Here is a 19,087-nt window from a genome sequence, read left to right as displayed (position 1 = left end):
AAAGTAAAACACTATTGAAGTGTTTTGTTTTAGGACAATGTTAAATCAAGGTTGGTTTATTCAACGCCTCCCTTAACACTGTCTTGCCATTCTTTCAATTCGTCCCAATTCCCTTCAGCGGCCATTTTGGCTTGCTTTGGCCAAGATGTTGGGTCCAAATGGGCCATGGTAGAGCTGGCGTCGGTCAGGATTTCCTTGATTTCTTCGGCAGATGTTTCAGAAAGTTTGGCGAAGGTGGATACTCCAGCTTCAACCAATGCTTCGGCTGCTTTTGGGCCAATGCCTTCAACCTTGGTCAGGTCATCGACTTTTGCCTTTTCAGCTTTTACCGGTTTCACTTCTTTGGCAACTGCTTTTCCTTTTTTGGAAGGTTTTGCATCGTCCTCGTCATCCTCGTCGATAGCAACAGCTTTTTGTGTTACTTCTTCCTCCTCGTCTTCATCTTTGTCGTTGCCTTTGTCATTTTTGCGCTCGGCCAAACCTTCGGCTACTGCTTTGGTCACTTCTTCCAAAATGGCCTCGATGGATTTTCCGGCGTCATCATTGGCAGGGATAACGAAGTCGATGGGCCTTGGATCGGAGTTGGTATCGACCATCGCGAAAATAGGGATGTTCAATTTCAACGCTTCCTTAACGGCGATGTGCTCACGCATGGTGTCCACAATGAAAAGTGCACCTGGCAAACGGGTCATGTCCGCAATGGAGCCCAAGTTTTTGTCCAATTTGGCACGCAAACGGTCCACTTGCAATCTTTCTTTTTTGGAAAGGGTGTCAAAGGTCCCGTCTTTTTTCATACGGTCGATAGCTGCCATTTTCTTCACGGCCTTACGGATGGTGACAAAGTTGGTCAACATACCACCGGGCCATCTTTCTGTGATGTAGGGCATGTTCACTTTGGATACCTTGTCGGCGACAATGTCCTTGGCTTGTTTTTTGGTGGCCACAAAAAGGATTTTTCGTCCAGAGGCCGCAATTTTTTTGAGGGCCTCGTTGGCTTCCTCAAGTTTTGCTACAGTTTTGTAGAGATTGATGACGTGGATACCGTTACGCTCCATGTAGATGTAGGGAGCCATGTTGGGATTCCACTTTCGTGTTAGGTGTCCAAAATGCACACCTGCTTCCAGTAAGTCTTTTACTTCAATTTTACTTGCCATTTTTTTTGTACTTAGTTTACGTTCCGTTGTAGTAGCAATGCATTGGTGGTCACTTTTAGGTTCGCCCAACCCATTTAGATGCTAAACTAAATTCCAAAAAGTCGATTCATTTTTTCCTTTTGGAACAACGACAACTTGGTTAAAAATTTAACCCTGAAAATGGTTTTCAGGGTTTTCAATGAACTTATATAGAGGTGCCGAGGCACCGCAATATTAACGTTTGGAGAATTGGAATTTCTTACGGGCTTTCTTCTGACCGAATTTCTTTCTTTCCACCATTCTTGGATCCCTTGTCAAAAGACCTTCTGGTTTCAGGACTTCCCTGTTTTCAGCGTTGATCTCGCACATGGCCCTAGACAATGCCAAGCGAACTGCTTCTGCCTGTCCGGTGATTCCACCACCATATACATTGACCTTCACATCATAGTTTCCTTCGGTCTCTGTAAGGGTAAAAGGTTGTTTTACCTTGTACTGCAAAGTGGCAGTGCTAAAGTAATCGCCAAGGTCCCTTTTGTTAACGGTTATGTTTCCAGATCCTTCGGAGACATATACTCTGGCCACCGCGGTCTTTCTTCTTCCTATCTTATGAACCACTTCCATTTATTTGTAGTCGTTTAAGTTTATTGCCTTTGGTTTTTGTGCTTCCTGTCCGTGCTCGGCACCAACATAAACCTTTAGGTTTCTGTAAATTTCAGCACCAAGTTTGTTCTTTGGCAACATTCCCTTCACAGAGTTTTCGATAATGCGCTCGGGATGTTTCTTCAATACTTCTTTTGCGGAAGCGGAACGCTGTCCACCGGGATACCCGGTATATCTCAAATACACTTTGTCATCCCATTTGTTGCCGGTCAAGTTCACCTTCTCGGCATTGATGACTATTACATTGTCCCCACAATCCACATGGGGAGTAAAGTTGGTCTTGTATTTCCCCCTAAGCAATTTGGCCACTTTTGATGCCAATCTTCCCAAGTTCTGCCCCTCTGCATCAACCAATAACCATTGCTTGTCAACGGTAGATTTATTGGCGGAAATAGTCTTATAACTTAATGTGTCCACTTCTAGAATATTATTGATTTAAATACCTATCCCGATAAACGGGCTGCAAATGTACAATTATTAGATTGAATTACAAACGGTTGATTGGGAATATTTTTTTGCCTTTTTTCATTTTTTCTACTTCCGCTCCAAAACAGCGCGAACATCAGCTTTTAAATGTTAAAAAAAACTTAAAAAACAGAAGTGGTGTAACTAACCCGGTTCCTCGAGGTCTTTAGGGTAATCAATCAATCAAAAACGAACAAGTGAATTACGCGCTGCTTTATATTTTGCTCCTAACCTCTTTTATTGAACTACAAGCCCAAGACACCACGAATGTGGTCCCCAAGAAAATTTATGTCACTAAGGACCTGGGCAGTGAAACCCCGCCTACCATTGATGGACTTTTGGACGACCCGGCCTGGAATCTCGTGGAATGGGGGGATGACTTTATTGAGCAAAGACCCGATGAGAACACTCCGCCCGGGCAGCAGACGGCCTTTAAAATCGTGTATGGAGAAAAGTCCCTTTATATAGGTATCCGATGTTTTGATACCGAACCGGACAAGATCATGAAGCGGCTATCTAGGCGGGATGGCTTTGAGGGCGATTGGATCGGGGTATTCATCGACAGTTACCACGACCAAAGGACCGCTTTTGGTTTCATTGTCACTGCGGCCGGGGTGAAGGGAGATGTGTTCGAGTCCAATAACGGGGCCAACGAGGACGATAGCTGGAACCCAATCTGGTACGTGAAGACCCATACCGATAGTGAGGGATGGACGGCCGAGATGCGGATTCCCCTCAGCCAGATCAAGTTTGGGAACGAGGAGGACCAAGTCTGGGGGCTCCAGTTCATGAGACGTTATTTCAAAAATGAGGAACGTTCCGTTTGGCAGCGCCTGCCCAGGGATGTCGCCGGATTCGTCAGCGAGTTTGGTGAACTGCACGGCCTGAAGAACATCCAGCCCCAAAAACAGTTGGAGATACAACCCTACACCGTCGCTCGGATGGAAACCTACGAAGCGCAGGAAGGAAACCCTTTTAGGGATGGTAAGGATAGTGACATAACGGGTGGACTGGATGCCAAGATCGGGATCACCAACGACCTTACCCTAGACCTGACAGTGAACCCTGATTTTGGCCAGGTGGACGCAGACCCTTCGGCCATTGCATTGGATGGTTTCCAAATATTCTTTCAGGAAAGACGGCCCTTCTTTGTGGAGAACAAGAACATTTTTGACTTCAGCGTTTCGCAATCGGAGGCGGGCAATACCTTTGGTTCCGACAATGTGTTTTATTCCAGGCGGATCGGAAGAAGCCCACAAGGCTATCCCAGTACCATGGATGGGGAGTTTGTGGACCAACCGGACAATACACCGATCATTGGTGCGGCAAAGTTCAGCGGAAAGACGAAGAATGGATGGGCCATTGGGGTCCTGGAAAGTGTCACCGCGCGACGGCAAGCCACCATCGTCGATGAAAACGGCAATCGGAGGGAAGAGACCGTGGAACCCCTGACCAATTATTTTGTGGGCAGATTGCAGAAGGATTTCAATAACCGAAATTCCTATGTCGGTGGAATTTTTACCTCGACCAACAGGGAAGAACTGCCCCAAGAACTCGACTTTTTGCACCAATCCGCATATACCGGTGCTCTAGATTTCAAGCACCAGTGGAACAATAGGGACTGGTATGTGGAGGGCGACATCATCCTGAGCCATGTGACCGGAAGCGAGCAGGCCATCCGCGGTACCCAACGCTCCATTGCGCATTTGTTCCATAGGGTGGATGCGGACCACGTTTCTGTGGACACCACCAGAACTTCTTTGACGGGAAGTGGGGGCAACATCCAGATCGGGAAACTGGGCAAGGGCCATTGGCGGTTCGAGTCGGGCGGAACATGGCGATCCCCGGAATTGGAACTCAACGATATTGGGTTCCAACGCCAAGCGGACGATATCCGGCATTACACTTGGATAGGCTATCAGACCCTGAAACCCGACAGTACGTTCAGGCAGGTGGGCATCAACTACAACCATTGGACGGCATGGGACTTTGGGGGCAACCATAATTATATGCAGTTCAATACCAATAGCTGGCAGAACTGGAAAGGAAACTGGTCCACCAACCTTGGGTTGAACTATGCGCCTATCGAATACTCCAACTTTGCCCTAAGGGGAGGCCCGAGGTTGCGACTTTCCCCTTGGATGAGTTTTTGGAATGGGATAAACACGGACAACAGGAAAAAGATCCAGTTCTCCGTTTACCATGAGGGCAGAAAAGCGGTCGATAATTCCTTCAATTCGTATTATGTGGAAGGAGGATTTGTGTACCAGCCCATCAATGCATTGCGTATTTCCGCTTTCCCATCGCTGGGCATCAACCGTGATAAATTGCAGTTCATTGATAATTTTGAAGATGTGGGTGGTTCCCCAAGATACCTCAACGGGGAGATCGACCAACGGACACTGAGCATGTCCATTCGGTTGAACTATACCATCAACCCCAACCTCACCATCCAATATTGGGGCCAACCCTTCATTTCAAGGGGGAGGTATTCCAACTTTAAGCATGTCACAGATGCCACGGCCAAGCAGTTTGAGGATAGGTTTATGCAGTATGGGGCCGATCAGACCACTTTGAGTGATGGGGTGTATGCCATTGACGAAGATTTGGACAATGTTGCGGATTTCAGTTTTGGCAACCCTGATTTTTCCTTCGTGCAGTTCCGTTCCAATTTGGTGGTCCGATGGGAGTACATACCCGGTTCCGAGATATTCTTGGTCTGGTCGCAGGATGTGTCCCGAAGTGGCGACCCTACGGATGGACTGTTGCCCAGTTTGGGGGACAATATTTTTGGACAGAAGCCCCAAAATATCTTTTTGTTGAAGGCTACCTATCGGTTTGTACTTTGATTCAGATTGACGCATTGTCACATCGAGCTGTCATCCTGAGCGCAGTCGAAGGAACAGCCAAGATGTCTCAGAAGCGAAATGGCCATTAAATACTTTTGGTTATTTTCTGCATCGCTTTAACACATGCCTCATTGGCTTCAGCGTCACCTATGGTGATGCGAACTTTCCCCGGAGCACCAAATTGCGAAACGGGCCGCACCATAATACCCTCTTCCATCATCTTATCTGTGAATTCCATTTCAGGCAACGGGGGATCGATGATAAAAAAGTTGGCTTGACTGGACCAGTATTGGATACCGATGCGGTCAAACTCCTGGGCAAGATAGGTTCTGCCATCGAGAACCGTCTGTACCGTTTTTTCGATAAACTCCGTATCGTTCAAGGCGCCGATGCCTGCCTCGATGGATGTCAAGGGCAGCAAGAACGGTTTTTGGATCAATCGGATGTAGTTGGCAATGGTAGCGGTGGTGTAGGCATAACCGATGCGCTGACCTGCCAAACCATAGGTTTTGGAAAAGCTGTTGAGGCCAAGCACATTGTGTCCGGCCAAAACATAGGGTAGGGCGGTCACATAATCCTCAGCATCCGCAAAATGTCGGTAAACTTCATCAAAAACGATGAGGATGTTCTTGGGCACCCGTTCCAAAAAGGAATCTAGTACGGGTTTTGGAATATAGGTGCCTGTTGGGTTGTTCGGACTGGTGAGGAAAATGACCTTGGTCCGCACCGTAATGGCGTTCAAAATCCCTTCCACATCCAAATCGTAGTTGGGGGAAAGCAAGGGAATATCGATGGTCTTGGCTCCATACCATCTGGAAAATACAGAGTATGGCAAAAAGCAGGGGTTGGAATAGATCACCTCGTCCCCTTCATTGATAAAGGCCCTCAATAGGATGTCAATGATTTCGGAACCGCTGTTACCGCAAAGAAATTGGTCTGTGCTTAGTTTTCCACCAAAATCCTTGACCAAGGCTTCCCTCAGGCGAATGTCGGTTTGATCGGGGTAGATGTCGATATGCTCCAAGGCAGCTTTCATGGCTGCAATCGCTTTGGGTGATGCGCCCAAGGGGTTTTCGTTGGAGGACAGTTTGTAGATTTTTTTGTCGGAAGGCGGAATGTTCTTTCCTCCTTTATACACCTCTTTGGGCTCCAAATGGGCCTTAAAGATGGATTCGATGGTTTTTTTCATTTTATTTTTAAAGCGGGTGTATGATTAGTTTCGGGCCTTTTTCAGCTTGTATTCAAGATAATTGATTGTCAGGATTTCCTTTTTGAAAAATCTGCCCGTAATTGATTATACACGTTTTACTAGGAATTATTTAAATGCCATTGTAATCAAAAAATAGTGGGGAATATTAAAATGTTCTCCTAATTTTTCTGGAGCAATGTCCGATTGGACAACTTCGCAATATGAACTAAAACCATTGCTATGTTTTGTAGGGGTTATGATGGCCAACAATGGAAATTCCTTACTCAAGGGATTCTCAATCGCAATTTTAGCCCCAAAAAAATCTTTTGTTGCATATTCAGAACTGTTTTCGGTCAGTTCATAGTTTCTATTGGCGCTTGCATATTTTTTACTTCTCAGTTGAATTTTTAAGTTGTTCTTTGAAATTTCAGTAAATATTTTAAAATCAAATAGACGTGAATTTATTTTGAACTGGTCTATTTCTGTTCCATCAAAAAGAATTTTTGAGTCGATTAATTTTCCAGTTTTATATTCTTTTATAAAAACTTGATAATACTTTCCATTGATTTTGGGGCTTTCAAATTCAAATTTTTCAACCCCAATATTTTGAAATTCAAAAAGCTCCTGAAGTTCTGGATTCTCAAATCCGTATTTTACTGTTGTTGTAACGGTCTCCTGCCCAAATAATATGGGCTGTCCTAATAGGATTAGAATAGATAGGATTTTAATTCCCTTCATATTACTTTGTTTAGTTGACGGGTAAATTTGTTTTTATAAAAGTAAGATATACTGTTATAGATTAAATACTTCAATAATAGATGTATTCACCCATCAAAAACCCTCCCCAAACAACAAATACGCCATCGCCTTTTCCGTATCCCCAGCTTCCAAAAGCTGCTGTGCCAAGGTGTGGAGTTCTCGTTGGGAAAGCGTACCCACGCCATCGGCTTTTACGATTTTTTCAACTTCGGATGCTGAGGGTAGGCTTTCCACATTGCCCAATCGTCCCAGATTGTTTCCGGTAAGCACCTCGCTTTCCCGAATGCCCTTCGGCAAGGCATCCACCCCAATGCCATGGGTGCGGAGAGGTTTCGGGATTTCAAACAACGAATCCTTGATGGCCCGGATGTACCAATTACCGCCCATACGGCCCACGAGGTCCAATTTTTCGGTGTCCAAAATGCCATCGGTAAAATAGGTATCGTCCACATGGATGAGTTCCACTTTAGCTATGATGAGGTTCCCCGCTCCTGGGGTTTGGGCCAATTCGATGACCTCTTGCACCGTACACTCAAAGGAAACGGGGGATTCCGCCACGCGGGGTGGGCGTACCTTTTCACTGGGCACTTCGGTAAAGCCCGCCTTTTGAAATTCGTTCACCCCTTTGGCATAGGCCGTGCTGGAAAGTGACATCTGTTCCGCCATGTTGTGGTTCACAATATTGATGACCACTTCGGGGACTTCCAATACGTTTTCATGGGTATGCTTCAAAGAATTGTCCCTGCCGCTTCGCGAAGGCGAAAAGACCATAATCGGCGGATTGGAACTGAACACATTGAAAAAACTGAACGGACTCAGGTTCACGTTCCCATCTTTGTCGATGGTGCTGGCAAAGCAGATGGGCCTTGGGGCCACCGCCGTGAGCAGAATGCTGTGCAGTTCAGGTTGACTTACTTGGGTTGGGTCTACAGTTTTGATCATGGTTTGTTTCTTGTCATATCGAGCGCAGTCGAGATATGGTATAACTCTCAGATAACATTTCAGCTGCTCCTTCGACTGCGCTCAGGATGACAGCTCAAGTTTCATCTAAAGTGAAATTTATTTCGCAGGAAGTATTTTGGTGGAAACTTCCCCGAATCCGACCCTAATATCGCCATTTTGGGCGAAACCACGAAGGGTCACCGTATCTCCATCGTTGATGAACTTTCGTTCGGAACCATCCTTCATTTTTATGGGTTTGGTCCCCATCCATGCCAGCTCCAACATGGAGCCAAAAGAATCGTCTTCCTTGCCAGAAATGGTGCCAGAAGCCATCATATCGCCCACAGAAATATTACAACCATTCACGGTATGATGTGCCAACTGTTGGGCCATGTTCCAATACATGTACTTGAAATTGCTGTGACAAACCGTGGTTTCTTCGCTCCCTTCGGGTGTGACGCCCACTTCCAGATTGATGTCGTAGTTTTTGGTGCCCTCATAGGCCAAATAGGGCAATACTTTAGGGTCTTGTGTGGGACCTACCACTTTGAACGGTTTCAAGGCCTCCAAGGTCACCACCCAAGGCGAGATGGAAGATGCAAAGTTCTTGGCCAAGAAAGGTCCAAGCGGCACATATTCCCATTTCTGGATGTCCCTGGCGGACCAATCGTTGAACAAGACCAAGCCAAAGATATAATCCTCGGCTTCTTCGGTGGAGATAGAATCGCCCAATTGGGTATCTTTTCCACAGATAAAGCCCATTTCCAGTTCAAAATCCAATCGTTGTGTGGGTCCAAATACGGGGGCATCTGCATTGTTGGGCATGGTCTGGCCTTTAGGTCGATGGATGGGTTGTCCGCTCACGATAATGGAACTCGCCCTACCATGGTACCCCACCGGAATATGTTTCCAGTTGGGCAAAAGGGCATTTTCAGGGTCGCGGAACATCTTGCCCACATTGGTGGCGTGCTCTATGCTAGAATAAAAATCGGTATAGTCCCCCACAGAAACGGGCATGTGCATCCGGGCTTCGGACTGCATTACGAAAAGTTCCGGTTTTCCAGCCAAGGGTGAGTGGTCATCCTTCAGCCAATATTGGATTTTTTTCCGCACCCGATTAGTGATTTCCTTTCCGAGGGAAATAAAATCATTGAGGGTGTCCTTTTCCAAAACGGCGGTGTTGAATTCGAACACATCGAGTTCCGCCACAGCGGCCAGGTCGAGGATATGTTCCCCAATGGCCACGCCTACACGAGGGCTTCTGTCTTCGGTGGAAAAAATCCCAAAGGGAATATTATGGATGGAAAAGTCTGAGTTTTCAGGGATGTTTATGATCATGAATTGTTTTTTATGTCAGCTCGAGCGCAGTCAAGAGCGATAAAAAGCCTTCATTTCTCGACTGCGCTCGAAAAGACAGAAGGCATTGGGCCTTAATGATTACTCCAACCACGATTTGTAATATTTGCCATCATCAATTTTCAGGGCATTTTCGGTGACCATCAACGGTTTGAAGGTATCGATCATCACGGCCAGTTCCTCCGTACTCTTTTTGCCGATGCTGGCCTCATAGGTGCCTGGATGCGGCCCGTGTGGAATGCCTGCCGGGTGCAACGATATGTACCCGGGTCCAATTCCGGTTCGGCTCATAAAATCCCCATCCACATAATACAATACCTCGTCGGAGTCTATATTGGAATGGTTGTAGGGGGCCGGAATCGCTTTCGGGTGGTAGTCGTACAGCCTTGGGCAGAATGAACAAATGACAAAGGCACTCGTCTCAAACGTTTGGTGTACCGGTGGCGGTTGGTGTACACGACCCGTAATGGGTTCAAAATTGTGGATGGAAAATCCGTAGGGGAAATTATATCCATCCCAACCAATTACGTCAAAAGGATGGCTGGCATACACCAATTGGTGCAACATGCCCTGCTTTTTGATCTTCATCAAAAAATCTCCTTTTTCATCAAAGGTCTGAAGGTCTTGTGGCAATTTATAGTCCCGTTCACAATAAGGGGAATGTTCCAACAACTGCCCAAACCAGTTTCGGTATCGCTTTGGGGTATAAATGGGGTGAAAGGATTCCGCATACAGGATGCGGTTGTCCTCGGTATCAAATTCGATTTGGTAGATCATCCCGCGGGGAATGATGAGGTAATCCCCATATTCAAACGGAATGTTGCCCAAAAAGGTTTTCAAGGTTCCCGATCCTTTGTGGATGAAGAGCATCTCATCGGCATCGGCATTCTTGTAAAAATACCCCGTGATGGATTTTTTCGGTGCTGCCAGACCAATGTGCACATCGTTGTTCACCAAAAGGGGCTCACGTGATTCCAAAAAGTCATCTTTCGGTTGCACATCGAACCCGATAAGTTTTCTGCTGGTGATATTCTTTTCCACGGCAATTTTGGGAGACATATCAATGGGCTTACCAATGTCCTTTACCTGCGTAGGGCGATGGATGTGATAGGACAAGGACGACATGCCATCGAAACCGATGGTTCCAAAAAGCTGCTCATAATACAACCCTCCGTTCGGTTTTTCGAACTGGGTATGCCGTTTCTGCGGAATTTTCCCGAGTTTATGGTATATAGGCATCTTTTTAAATTTTAAGTTATCAGTTTTAAATTTTAAATGATTAAAACTTAAAACTCAACCTTTAACACTAACAATTGATCAATGTAAAGTGCCTCTTAGCTCCTGTTCGCGCTCAATGGCTTCGAACAGTGCCTTAAAGTTACCTTTTCCAAACGATTGTGCGCCTTTTCTTTGGATGATTTCGAAGAACATGGTTGGACGTGGCTCTACGGGTTTGGTAAAGATCTGAAGTAGATAGCCTTCGTCATCACGGTCCACCAAGATGCCCAACTCTTTCAATGGAGCGATATCCTCATCAATTTCTCCTACACGGTCAGTCACGGCATCATAATAGGTTGCAGGAACCTGAAGGAATTCCACTCCACGACTTTTCAAGTCACGAACGGTTTTGATGATGTTATCGGTGGCTACGGCTACGTGTTGCACGCCTTCACCTTCATAAAAATCGAGGTATTCCTCCACTTGGGATTTTTTCTTTCCTTCGGCAGGTTCATTAATCGGGAATTTGATACGGCCGTTTCCGTTGCTCATCACCTTGCTCATCAGTGCGGTGTATTCTGTGGAAATGTCCTTATCATCAAAAGAAAGAATATTGCGGAAACCCAATACTTCTTCATAGAAGCCCACCCATTGGTCCATTTGGTTCCAGCCTACGTTACCCACCATATGGTCCACATATAGCAAACCAGTGGAAGTTGGGTTGTAATCAGGAGTTTCCCATTTTTTGAAACCGGGTAAAAACGTGCCCTTATACTCTTTTCGTTCCACAAAGATATGGACAGTCTCACCATAGGTGTAAATACCCGAACGAACCACTTTTCCGTTGGCATCTTCTTCAACCTTGGGTTCCATATAGGATTTTGCCCCGCGTTCCATGGCCGCATTGTAGGCATACGTGGCATCGTCTACCCAGAGGGCCACTACCTTCACACCATCACCATGTTTATCGATGTGCTTCCCGATCTCGGTACCACTTTTTAGGGGAGAGGTGAGCACCAAACGGATCTTGTCCTGGACCACCACGTAACTTTCCCGATCTTTCAAACCGGTTTCTAGGCCTGCCTTTGCCAAGGACTGGAATCCAAAAGCAGTTTTGTAAAAGTGTGCGGCCTGTTTGGAGTTACCTACATACAGTTCAATATAATCGGTGCCATTGATGGGCATAAAATCCTGTTCGGTCCCTTTTTGGGTCTTTGGAAGTGTTGAAGTAGCCATATTTTTTATGATTTATTGCTCAGTTCATTTTGTTGCATGAACAACAAAAATAAGTATTTTTTTGGCTCATTTCTGATTTTTGGGATCAAAAATTGGGTTAAAAATTGATGGTTGAACCCCTTATGTGTCAAAGAAATCAAAAACTGAATCCCTATTTTTGTGGCAATTAGTTATAGAATGCTCAACCGGATTGACGAAATACAGGGGATAGGGCTGCACTTGGACCTAGTGCTCCGTAAAATACAAAAAGCCTATTTGAGGGCCTTTGATGAACTGGGCGTGGAGGTCACCATTGAGCAATGGGTGATCATGCACCAGATCTATGAACTGGGTGATGAGGCGAGCCAGAGAGAGATTGTGAAGGGCAACTTTCGCAACCGTGCCACTATTTCCAGGGTAATCGGTGGTATGGAACGCAAAGGTTGGATCACCAAGACCCGGTTTGATGGGGACCAAAAGCGTTTTAAACTGGAACTCACCGAGGAGGGGAGGAAAATCATTGAACTGACCTTGCCCAGTGCCCTGAACTTGCGAAAATTGGCCGTTAAAAATATTGACCCGGTGGAGTTCGAAACCTTTTTAAGGGTGTTGGACCAAATGGGGGACAATTATGAGGGGAGCTGACCCCAGTGTTTCATCATCAACTGAACAATGGTGGCCAGACCGATGATCAGGATAAAGATAAGGCTCAACTTTCGGAACTTTTCCTGTGGGATATAGGCCAGGATCTTTTTGCCCAAATACGTGCCCACAAATCCAATGACCAATAAAAAAGGGAGGTAGGTCAACTCCTGTTTCCCGATATAGCCGTTGTCGTAGTACACAAAGGTGCGTGAGAAATCGATCATGAAATCGATAAAGGCCGAAGTGGCGATAAACGCATTTTTCTCGAGGTTGAAGGCAGCCATCGTCAAGCCGCGGATGGCGCCACCTGTACCCAGAAGCCCTGCCGAGAACCCGGACAACGTTCCCCCGATCATGGCATTTTTCTTGTTGGGCAACACCACAATTTCACTTTTGATGAGGAACAGCAGGCTAAAGACCACCAAAAAAATCCCCAAGACGATTTCCAGGGAGCCACTGTCCACCATTTTCGACAAAAATCCACCGATAATCACGAACAGCACGGAAGGCACGCCGATGTAGAGCAACAGTTTTTTGTCCAATCCTTTTTTGAACAGGAATATTTTGCTGATGTTACTGGATAGGTGAAAAATGGCCGTCATCCCCAGAACGGAGTAAAAATCAAAATAGAAATTTCCCAAGGGCACAAAGAAGACCGATGATCCAAAACCGCCAATGGTGCCAATGATCTCGGCCACCATGGCCAATACCAAAAAAATGTAATTGATTTTCATTCGTTGACTTTACGGAAAGAAAAGATAGTCTTTTTAGCACAGCCAAAAACTGATATTCTACCATGTTCTTCTTGGGCGTTTTGGGTGTTTGTGGGTATATAGGATTCAGATTGAAATGAACCTATTTTGAAATTTATGCCATTTTACCTAAAAAAATCTTAAAATCGACATTTTGAGGTAATCCAGCATATAAATTGGTCAATTTATTGGACGCGTAACCTGTTGGTTTGCTGCAACTTTGTCCCTGTATAATCCTACATATACGCGCTATGAAAAAAATGAACTTTTACCCCACGATATGGTCCACCGTACCTTTTGCCCCCAACGCTATTGGTGATTGGTATGCAGAGGAACGGACCATGAAGGAATTGATCTTGAAAAACGAGGCCGCCACCGCGCTGAAAGTCTCGGAAATGTTGTTGAACATCACCAAGTTCTCTGCCATTGATGCAGATGGCAAGGAACATTTTATCATGGATTTCCCGGGCCAGAACCCGGTTTCCCTAAAGGGAATACCAGCTGGGACCTTTCTGCGTTCCAAAAGTGTGCTTTCCCTGCCCGCGGGCCATTATACCAAACTCCGGTTTTATCTGGCAGGATGGGGCAACCAGTTTGTTTATGAGGATGGGCTGGAGGAATCTGCCAATGCCTTTGATCGATTGGATTTTGCCATCGAAGATGGTTTCCAAGTGGAAGGTGGCGAGGCCACTGAAGTAAAATTGTGGTTCGACTTTGCTCCATTTCAGTGGAAGCGACACTTTAAACCGCTTACGGATTTGTTTATGCGGAGCAAAAGTCCAAGGCCGCGTCTGGCCAATAGCTTTGGCAATTAAATTGTTATGAAGAAGAATGGAAAAGGCACCCAATTGGGTGCCTTTTTTGGTTTTGGTGGGTTATTTGGAAAGTGCTGCGTGGTTTCCGTTATAGAAATTGGCCAATATGGATTCGAGTTCTTCCTCGCCGCCTATAATGTGTTCGATCTTGTTCCAAAGCCCTTCATTGAGGATGGGTCGCAAGGGTTGCTGTAGTTCGGTGATGTGGGCAAACACCTTTTTGATCTTGTTGTCCCAGACCTTGTAATATTTCAGCAGGTCGTCGGGATACACCACTTTTCGGCGGGTGCCCTCATCGGCGGCCCTAAAGGGAATGGGGATGTTGAGGTAGCCATAGTCGTCCGTGAGCTGCTCCCCGGGTTGGATGTCGCGGATGGCAATCTCAAAATCGTAGGCTGTGGTGAGGCAATTGGAGTTGAAACTGTGGTTCACGTACCGCCCGTTGTCCCAACAAAGGATATAGTTGCCCTTGTTGTTCCGAAAGGTGTAGGTGTCCAGAATGTTTTGGTAGATGGGGGCCATCTGTTGCAGTTCCAGAGGGGTGAACTCGCGATCCAACTCGTCGAGCACCCAGGTAATGGTCCCTGCGGGAATGAATTTGGTGGCCACGACGCCGTAGCCAATTTCGTTGCTGATAAAGCGCAATTCTGTATCGGGATGAATCATTTTATACGTAATGAATTTTCGAATGAAGGTATAAAATTGTTCGATCCGTTGATGGAAATTTTAGAAGGGGCAAATAATTTTTTTTAGCAGTGAAATAGGTAGTTAAATAGATGTAAAACAAAGGGTTGAAAAATGAAAAGCCCAGCTGGTGAAGTTGGGCTTTTCATGTTTTAATTCTCTTCGCCATTGTACCCTTCGGAGGAATTTTCCTGAACGGCTTCCAATAATTTTGGTTTCAAGACTTTGCAGACCCCATAGGTCTTGCTGGTGAAATAGAGGGGTTTTATGGTTGTTTCCATTTTGTAGAGTGTTCCTTGGGTTTAGGTTGAGATGGATTGAAATTAGCAATATAACAAACTCAAAAAGGTTAGAGTTAACTTTTTATATAGGTTCTAATTCTCAACCTATTAGGCATATCTGGTGAGTCCAGTGCAAACACATCTGGCATTTCTAATACTAGAGTGTCTTGTTTTAATTCGATTATTTTCCAATGTCTCCAATATTTTGATTTTTCTGTTGGGAATAAAATGTTTGCTCCATTTCCAGTTTGCATCCATTTTTCTTTGAATGGAATTCTAGAATTACCAGCAAAAATTGAATCTGATATTATTTGAAATTTTTCGAACTGGAAAATCAAACTTTCGGGAGGTGAAGGAGGAATATCTGATTTTAAAAGTTTCCACTCTCCTTGTAGATTCTTTTTTACATCAGGCGGTTGATATTCTTTTAATGAATAATGATTGATGCTGGTGTCATATGTTGAGAGAAAGATAGTTTGTTGGTTTACTGAGTCGATCAAAATTGGTTGAGGCGCATCAAGTTGGTTTAAAACAAGAAAGCTATAGTTTTCGAATTCTTCCAACCACCATTTCTTTGTGGAGAATAATTTTGTATTCAAATTATATTCTAGCATTAAAGAATCGGTGATGAATTCAAAATATGCCTTTCCATTTTTTCCTATAAATTCATATTTCTTATTTATTGGATTCCAACTAGAACTTTTATAATCTGGTGGAAGTTTTTTGTAAACAAAAGTGTACTGATTGCTGTCTCTTGTATCTTTCAAAACCAAACTATCCAAATTGACAGAAATAATTTTAAAAGAATTTTCGACATCATCGTTGAAATATATTAGGTTGCCTTCCTTCTGATACTTTTTAGAGTAAAAGGAAGTATCACCAATGTTGTTTTTTTGGCAAGTAAGATATTTTAATGTGTTCTCATTTATGGAGATCAGTTGGCACTCGTTTAGCTTGATCGTGTCCTTGTTAGTGATAATTTGATAATAGGCTAAGACCCAGTTTCCCTCAATCTTAGATTTGGTTTGGCAAGAAAAACATAGGAAGAAGACAAGGATTGTAAATAAAGATTTGCTCATGCTGTTCTTTTCTTGCATTCTTGGTTAAACTCAATGCGCCTCCAACCAATTCTCACCCACGCCCACTTCCACATCCAAGGGCACGGAGAGTTGGTAAGCGTTCTCCATTTCGGATTTGATCAATTTTTTCATGTCCTCCAACTCCGGTTTATAGCAATCGAACACCAATTCATCGTGCACTTGCAAGAGCATTTTGGTCTTGTAGTTACCTTCCGCCAGTTTTTTATGGATGTTGATCATCGCAATCTTGATGATGTCCGCCGCACTTCCTTGTATGGGTGCGTTCACCGCGTTGCGCTCCGCGGCCCCACGCACCACTTGGTTTCCGGCATTGATGTCCTTTAAATAGCGTCTTCGGCCCAAAATGGTCTGCACATAGCCGTGGTCACGGGCAAAATCTATTTGCTCGCTCATGTAGTTCCGCAGCTTGGGGTAGGTCTTGTAATAGGTGTCGATAAGGTCTTTGGCCTCGGTACGGCTCAGGTCCGTTTGGTTGCTCAACCCAAAGGCTGACACCCCGTAAATGATTCCAAAGTTCACCGTTTTGGCATTGCTGCGCTGCTCTCGGGTCACTTCTCCGATCGGCACGTTGAACACCCTCGATGCCGTGGAAGCATGGATGTCCTCCCCGTGTTTAAAAGCGGAGATCATCGTATCCTCCTCACTCAAGGCCGCAATGATGCGGAGTTCTATCTGGGAGTAATCCGCAGCAAGCAACACATAGTTTTCATCTCGCGGGATAAACGCCTTGCGCACTTGTCGCCCCCGTTCCGTGCGGATGGGGATGTTCTGTAAATTGGGGTTGTTGCTGCTCAAACGACCCGTAGCGGCCACCGTTTGCATATAGTCCGTGTGTACCCGGCCACTGTGTTTTTGCACTTCATTCGGTAGGGCATCCACATAGGTACTTTTCAGTTTGGTAAGTCCGCGGTAGTCCAGCACATTTTGGATGATCTCATGGTCCTTGGCCAAATAGGAAAGCACGTCCTCTGCAGTGGAATATTGCCCTGTTTTGGTCTTTTTGGGCTTGTCCACCAGTTTTAATTTCTCAAAAAGGATATCGCCCAACTGTTTGGGGGAAGCAATGTTGAACTGCTCTCCGGCCTGCTCGTAAATTTTCTTTTCCAACTCCGCAATGTCTGTTTCAAGAGCGGTCGAGAGATCTTTCAGGTAGGCTTCATCCAAATTGATGCCCTCTCGTTCCATATCCGCCAAAACACGTAGCAACGGAACCTCGATGTCCGCAAACAATTTATCGGTGCCCGTCTCTTTCAGTTCAGGAGCAAAATGCTGTGCCAACTGATAGGTGACATCGGCATCCTCCGCAGCATATTCGGTCTGCTGGTCCAACGGCACTTGCCGCATGTTCAACTGGTTCTTGCCCTTTTTGCCGATGAGTTCGGTGATGGACACGGGCGTATAGTTGAGATAGGTCTCCGAGAGCACATCCATGTTGTGGCGCATATCGGGGTTGATGAGGTAATGGGCCAACATGGTATCGAACAATGTGCCTTTCACATCCACACCATAATTGAGCATCACCTTGATGTCGTATTTCAAGTTTTGCCCAATTTTTTGAATGGTCTCCGATTCAAAGAAAGGCCGCAACTTCTTGATCAAGGGCATGGCATCGTTTCTGGTTTCGGGAAAGGGCACATAGAACCCTTTGCCGGGCGACCAACTGAAGGCGATGCCCACCAGTTCGGCTTCCAAGGGGTTGATGGAGGTGGTCTCCGTGTCAAAACACACGGCAGGTTGTTTCATCAGGGTTTCCAAGAACAGTTCCATGCCCAGCCCCTTTTGCACGGTCTGATAAAAATGGGAGACATCGGCAATGGTCTTCCTGCCGCTCACATCCTTGATGGTTGCCGGGGCCTCGGTAGGGTCGCCACCGAAGAGGGTAAACTGTCCACTGCCGGCCACCTTGGCCTCTTGTTTTGCGGTTTCCGTACTGGTCACCTGTGCTCCGGTTTCGGCTTCGCCAGAGAATATTTTGATGAATTGCTCTTTCAACCTTCGGAATTCGAGCTCTTCAAAGATCTTTTGTACTTCTTCGAAATCGGGCGGACACATTTCATAATCATCAGCGTGGAAGGTCACCTCACAATCGGTCTTGATCTCGGCCAATTTTCGAGAAAGTCGGCCCAATTCGGCATTTTCTTCCACTTTTTCCTTCATTTTGCCCGAAAGTTTGTCCGTATTGCTCAACAGCCCTTCGAGGGAACCAAAATCCTCCAGGAATTTTTTGGCGGTCTTGTCGCCCACCCCTGGCAGTCCGGGAATGTTGTCACTCGCATCGCCCATCATCCCCAGATAATCAATCACCTGTTCCGGACGTTCCACCCCAAAGCGTTTTTGCACTTCGGGAATTCCCCAGATCTCAATTCCGTTGCCCAGTCGGGCCGGGCGGTACATAAAGATGTTTTCGCTCACCAACTGCCCAAAATCCTTATCAGGGGTCACCATGAACACCTTGTAATTCTCTTTCTCGGCCTGTTTGGCCAAGGTGCCGATGAGGTCATCCGCTTCGTAGCCTTCCAGTTCCACTACGGGAATCTTCATCGCTTTCAGGATTTGTTGGATGAAGGGCACGGCTATGCGGATGGCATCGGGGGTCTCGTCCCGATTGGCCTTGTAGGCTTCAAAAAGCTCGGTGCGCTCCACACTGCCACCCTTGTCAAAGGCCACGGCCAAATGGTCCGGCTGTTCCCGCTTGATCACATCGAAAAGGGAGTTCATAAAACCCATGATCGCGGAGGTGTCCATACCCTTGGAATTGATCCTTGGGTTTTTGATGAGGGCATAATAGCCACGGAAAATGAGTGCGTAGGCGTCGAGAAGGAAAAGTCTTTTTTGTTCAGGCATGTTATTCAAATATCAATGTTCAATAAACAATCAGTAATGTGAGATGATCAAAAAATGGTGGGGATTAAAAGTACGAATTGCTGCTCAAAAGAACCTAGAATATAGAGCCAAGAATAGAGACGTCTTTGTTCTTGTTTCCAGAAGCGAAGCGGTCTAACATCTAATGTCCAACAGTGCAGC

At 45.7% G+C, this 19,087-nt stretch carries 17 protein-coding genes; 3 read left to right on the top strand and 14 right to left on the bottom strand.

All coding sequences use genetic code 11. The features are described from left to right. Positions 1–56 precede the first annotated feature (56 nt). The 3 genes from rpsB to rplM form a co-directional block, all read right to left on the bottom strand. On the bottom strand, positions 57–1,154 hold the full coding sequence (rpsB, locus tag DB398_RS13345) for a 30S ribosomal protein S2 (RefSeq protein WP_108425064.1): 1,098 nt from the start codon (positions 1,152–1,154) through the stop codon (positions 57–59). 213 nt (positions 1,155–1,367) lie between these two features. After that, a complete protein-coding gene (gene rpsI, locus DB398_RS13340; protein ID WP_108424948.1) occupies positions 1,368–1,754 on the bottom strand; it encodes a 30S ribosomal protein S9 in 387 nt (128 codons plus the stop codon). Next, positions 1,755–2,210, bottom strand: a complete 456-nt coding sequence (gene rplM / locus DB398_RS13335; protein WP_108424947.1) for a 50S ribosomal protein L13 — start codon at positions 2,208–2,210, stop codon at positions 1,755–1,757. 245 nt (positions 2,211–2,455) lie between these two features. Between rplM and DB398_RS13330 the strand changes: the two genes are divergently transcribed. Then, the gene (locus DB398_RS13330) at positions 2,456–5,107 is read left to right on the top strand and encodes a DUF5916 domain-containing protein (RefSeq protein ID WP_199913402.1); all 2,652 of its coding nucleotides are present in this window, start codon (positions 2,456–2,458) and stop codon (positions 5,105–5,107) included. Between the two features lie 85 nt (positions 5,108–5,192). Here the strand turns inward: DB398_RS13330 and DB398_RS13325 are convergent, their stop codons facing one another. The 6 genes from DB398_RS13325 to hppD form a co-directional block, all read right to left on the bottom strand. Continuing rightward, positions 5,193–6,296 carry a pyridoxal phosphate-dependent aminotransferase gene (locus DB398_RS13325; RefSeq protein WP_108424946.1) on the bottom strand — a complete coding sequence of 368 codons (1,104 nt, stop codon included), beginning with the start codon at positions 6,294–6,296 and terminating at the stop codon, positions 5,193–5,195. 126 nt (positions 6,297–6,422) lie between these two features. After that, positions 6,423–7,034 (bottom strand): hypothetical protein, encoded by a 612-nt coding sequence (locus DB398_RS13320; RefSeq protein WP_108424945.1) that lies wholly within the window; start codon positions 7,032–7,034, stop codon positions 6,423–6,425. A 93-nt stretch (positions 7,035–7,127) separates the two neighbouring features. Then, positions 7,128–7,997, bottom strand: a complete 870-nt coding sequence (locus DB398_RS13315) for a flavin reductase family protein (RefSeq protein ID WP_108424944.1) — start codon at positions 7,995–7,997, stop codon at positions 7,128–7,130. Between the two features lie 117 nt (positions 7,998–8,114). Continuing rightward, positions 8,115–9,335 carry a fumarylacetoacetase gene (fahA, locus tag DB398_RS13310; RefSeq protein ID WP_108424943.1) on the bottom strand — a complete coding sequence of 407 codons (1,221 nt, stop codon included), beginning with the start codon at positions 9,333–9,335 and terminating at the stop codon, positions 8,115–8,117. A 99-nt stretch (positions 9,336–9,434) separates the two neighbouring features. Next, positions 9,435–10,592: a homogentisate 1,2-dioxygenase gene (locus DB398_RS13305; RefSeq protein ID WP_108424942.1), complete on the bottom strand. Its 1,158-nt coding sequence runs from the start codon at positions 10,590–10,592 to the stop codon at positions 9,435–9,437. Between the two features lie 78 nt (positions 10,593–10,670). Next, positions 10,671–11,807, bottom strand: a complete 1,137-nt coding sequence (hppD, locus tag DB398_RS13300) for a 4-hydroxyphenylpyruvate dioxygenase (protein ID WP_108424941.1) — start codon at positions 11,805–11,807, stop codon at positions 10,671–10,673. A 177-nt stretch (positions 11,808–11,984) separates the two neighbouring features. On the opposite strand from hppD, the gene DB398_RS13295 reads away from it, so the two are divergent. Further along, a complete protein-coding gene (locus DB398_RS13295; RefSeq protein WP_108424940.1) occupies positions 11,985–12,431 on the top strand; it encodes a MarR family winged helix-turn-helix transcriptional regulator in 447 nt (148 codons plus the stop codon). Here DB398_RS13295 and DB398_RS13290 read toward each other — a convergent pair. Next, positions 12,416–13,165, bottom strand: coding sequence for a sulfite exporter TauE/SafE family protein (locus tag DB398_RS13290; protein WP_108424939.1), 750 nt, complete (start codon positions 13,163–13,165; stop codon positions 12,416–12,418). The two genes, DB398_RS13295 and DB398_RS13290, sit on opposite strands and share 16 nt — an antisense overlap. 269 nt (positions 13,166–13,434) lie before the next feature. Between DB398_RS13290 and DB398_RS13285 the strand changes: the two genes are divergently transcribed. Then, positions 13,435–13,998 (top strand): hypothetical protein, encoded by a 564-nt coding sequence (locus tag DB398_RS13285; protein ID WP_108424938.1) that lies wholly within the window; start codon positions 13,435–13,437, stop codon positions 13,996–13,998. A gap of 60 nt (positions 13,999–14,058) precedes the next feature. On the opposite strand, the gene DB398_RS13280 is transcribed toward DB398_RS13285, so the two are convergent. From DB398_RS13280 to polA, 4 genes are all read right to left on the bottom strand, one after another. Beyond that, complete coding sequence (locus DB398_RS13280; protein ID WP_108424937.1) at positions 14,059–14,664, bottom strand: SET domain-containing protein; 606 nt, start codon at positions 14,662–14,664, stop codon at positions 14,059–14,061. Between the two features lie 170 nt (positions 14,665–14,834). After that, complete coding sequence (locus DB398_RS18635) at positions 14,835–14,963, bottom strand: hypothetical protein (protein ID WP_262497747.1); 129 nt, start codon at positions 14,961–14,963, stop codon at positions 14,835–14,837. A 74-nt stretch (positions 14,964–15,037) separates the two neighbouring features. Next, positions 15,038–16,042, bottom strand: coding sequence for a hypothetical protein (locus DB398_RS13270; protein ID WP_159076437.1), 1,005 nt, complete (start codon positions 16,040–16,042; stop codon positions 15,038–15,040). A 30-nt stretch (positions 16,043–16,072) separates the two neighbouring features. Next, positions 16,073–18,907, bottom strand: a complete 2,835-nt coding sequence (gene polA, locus DB398_RS13265) for a DNA polymerase I (protein WP_108424935.1) — start codon at positions 18,905–18,907, stop codon at positions 16,073–16,075. Positions 18,908–19,087: the final 180 nt, after the last annotated feature.

It is taken from the genome of Flagellimonas amoyensis, from assembly GCF_003058265.1.
Taxonomy (GTDB): domain Bacteria; phylum Bacteroidota; class Bacteroidia; order Flavobacteriales; family Flavobacteriaceae; genus Flagellimonas; species Flagellimonas amoyensis.
Note: the sequence above shows the minus strand (reverse complement) of the source record. Positions and strands in the feature narration are given on the sequence as shown.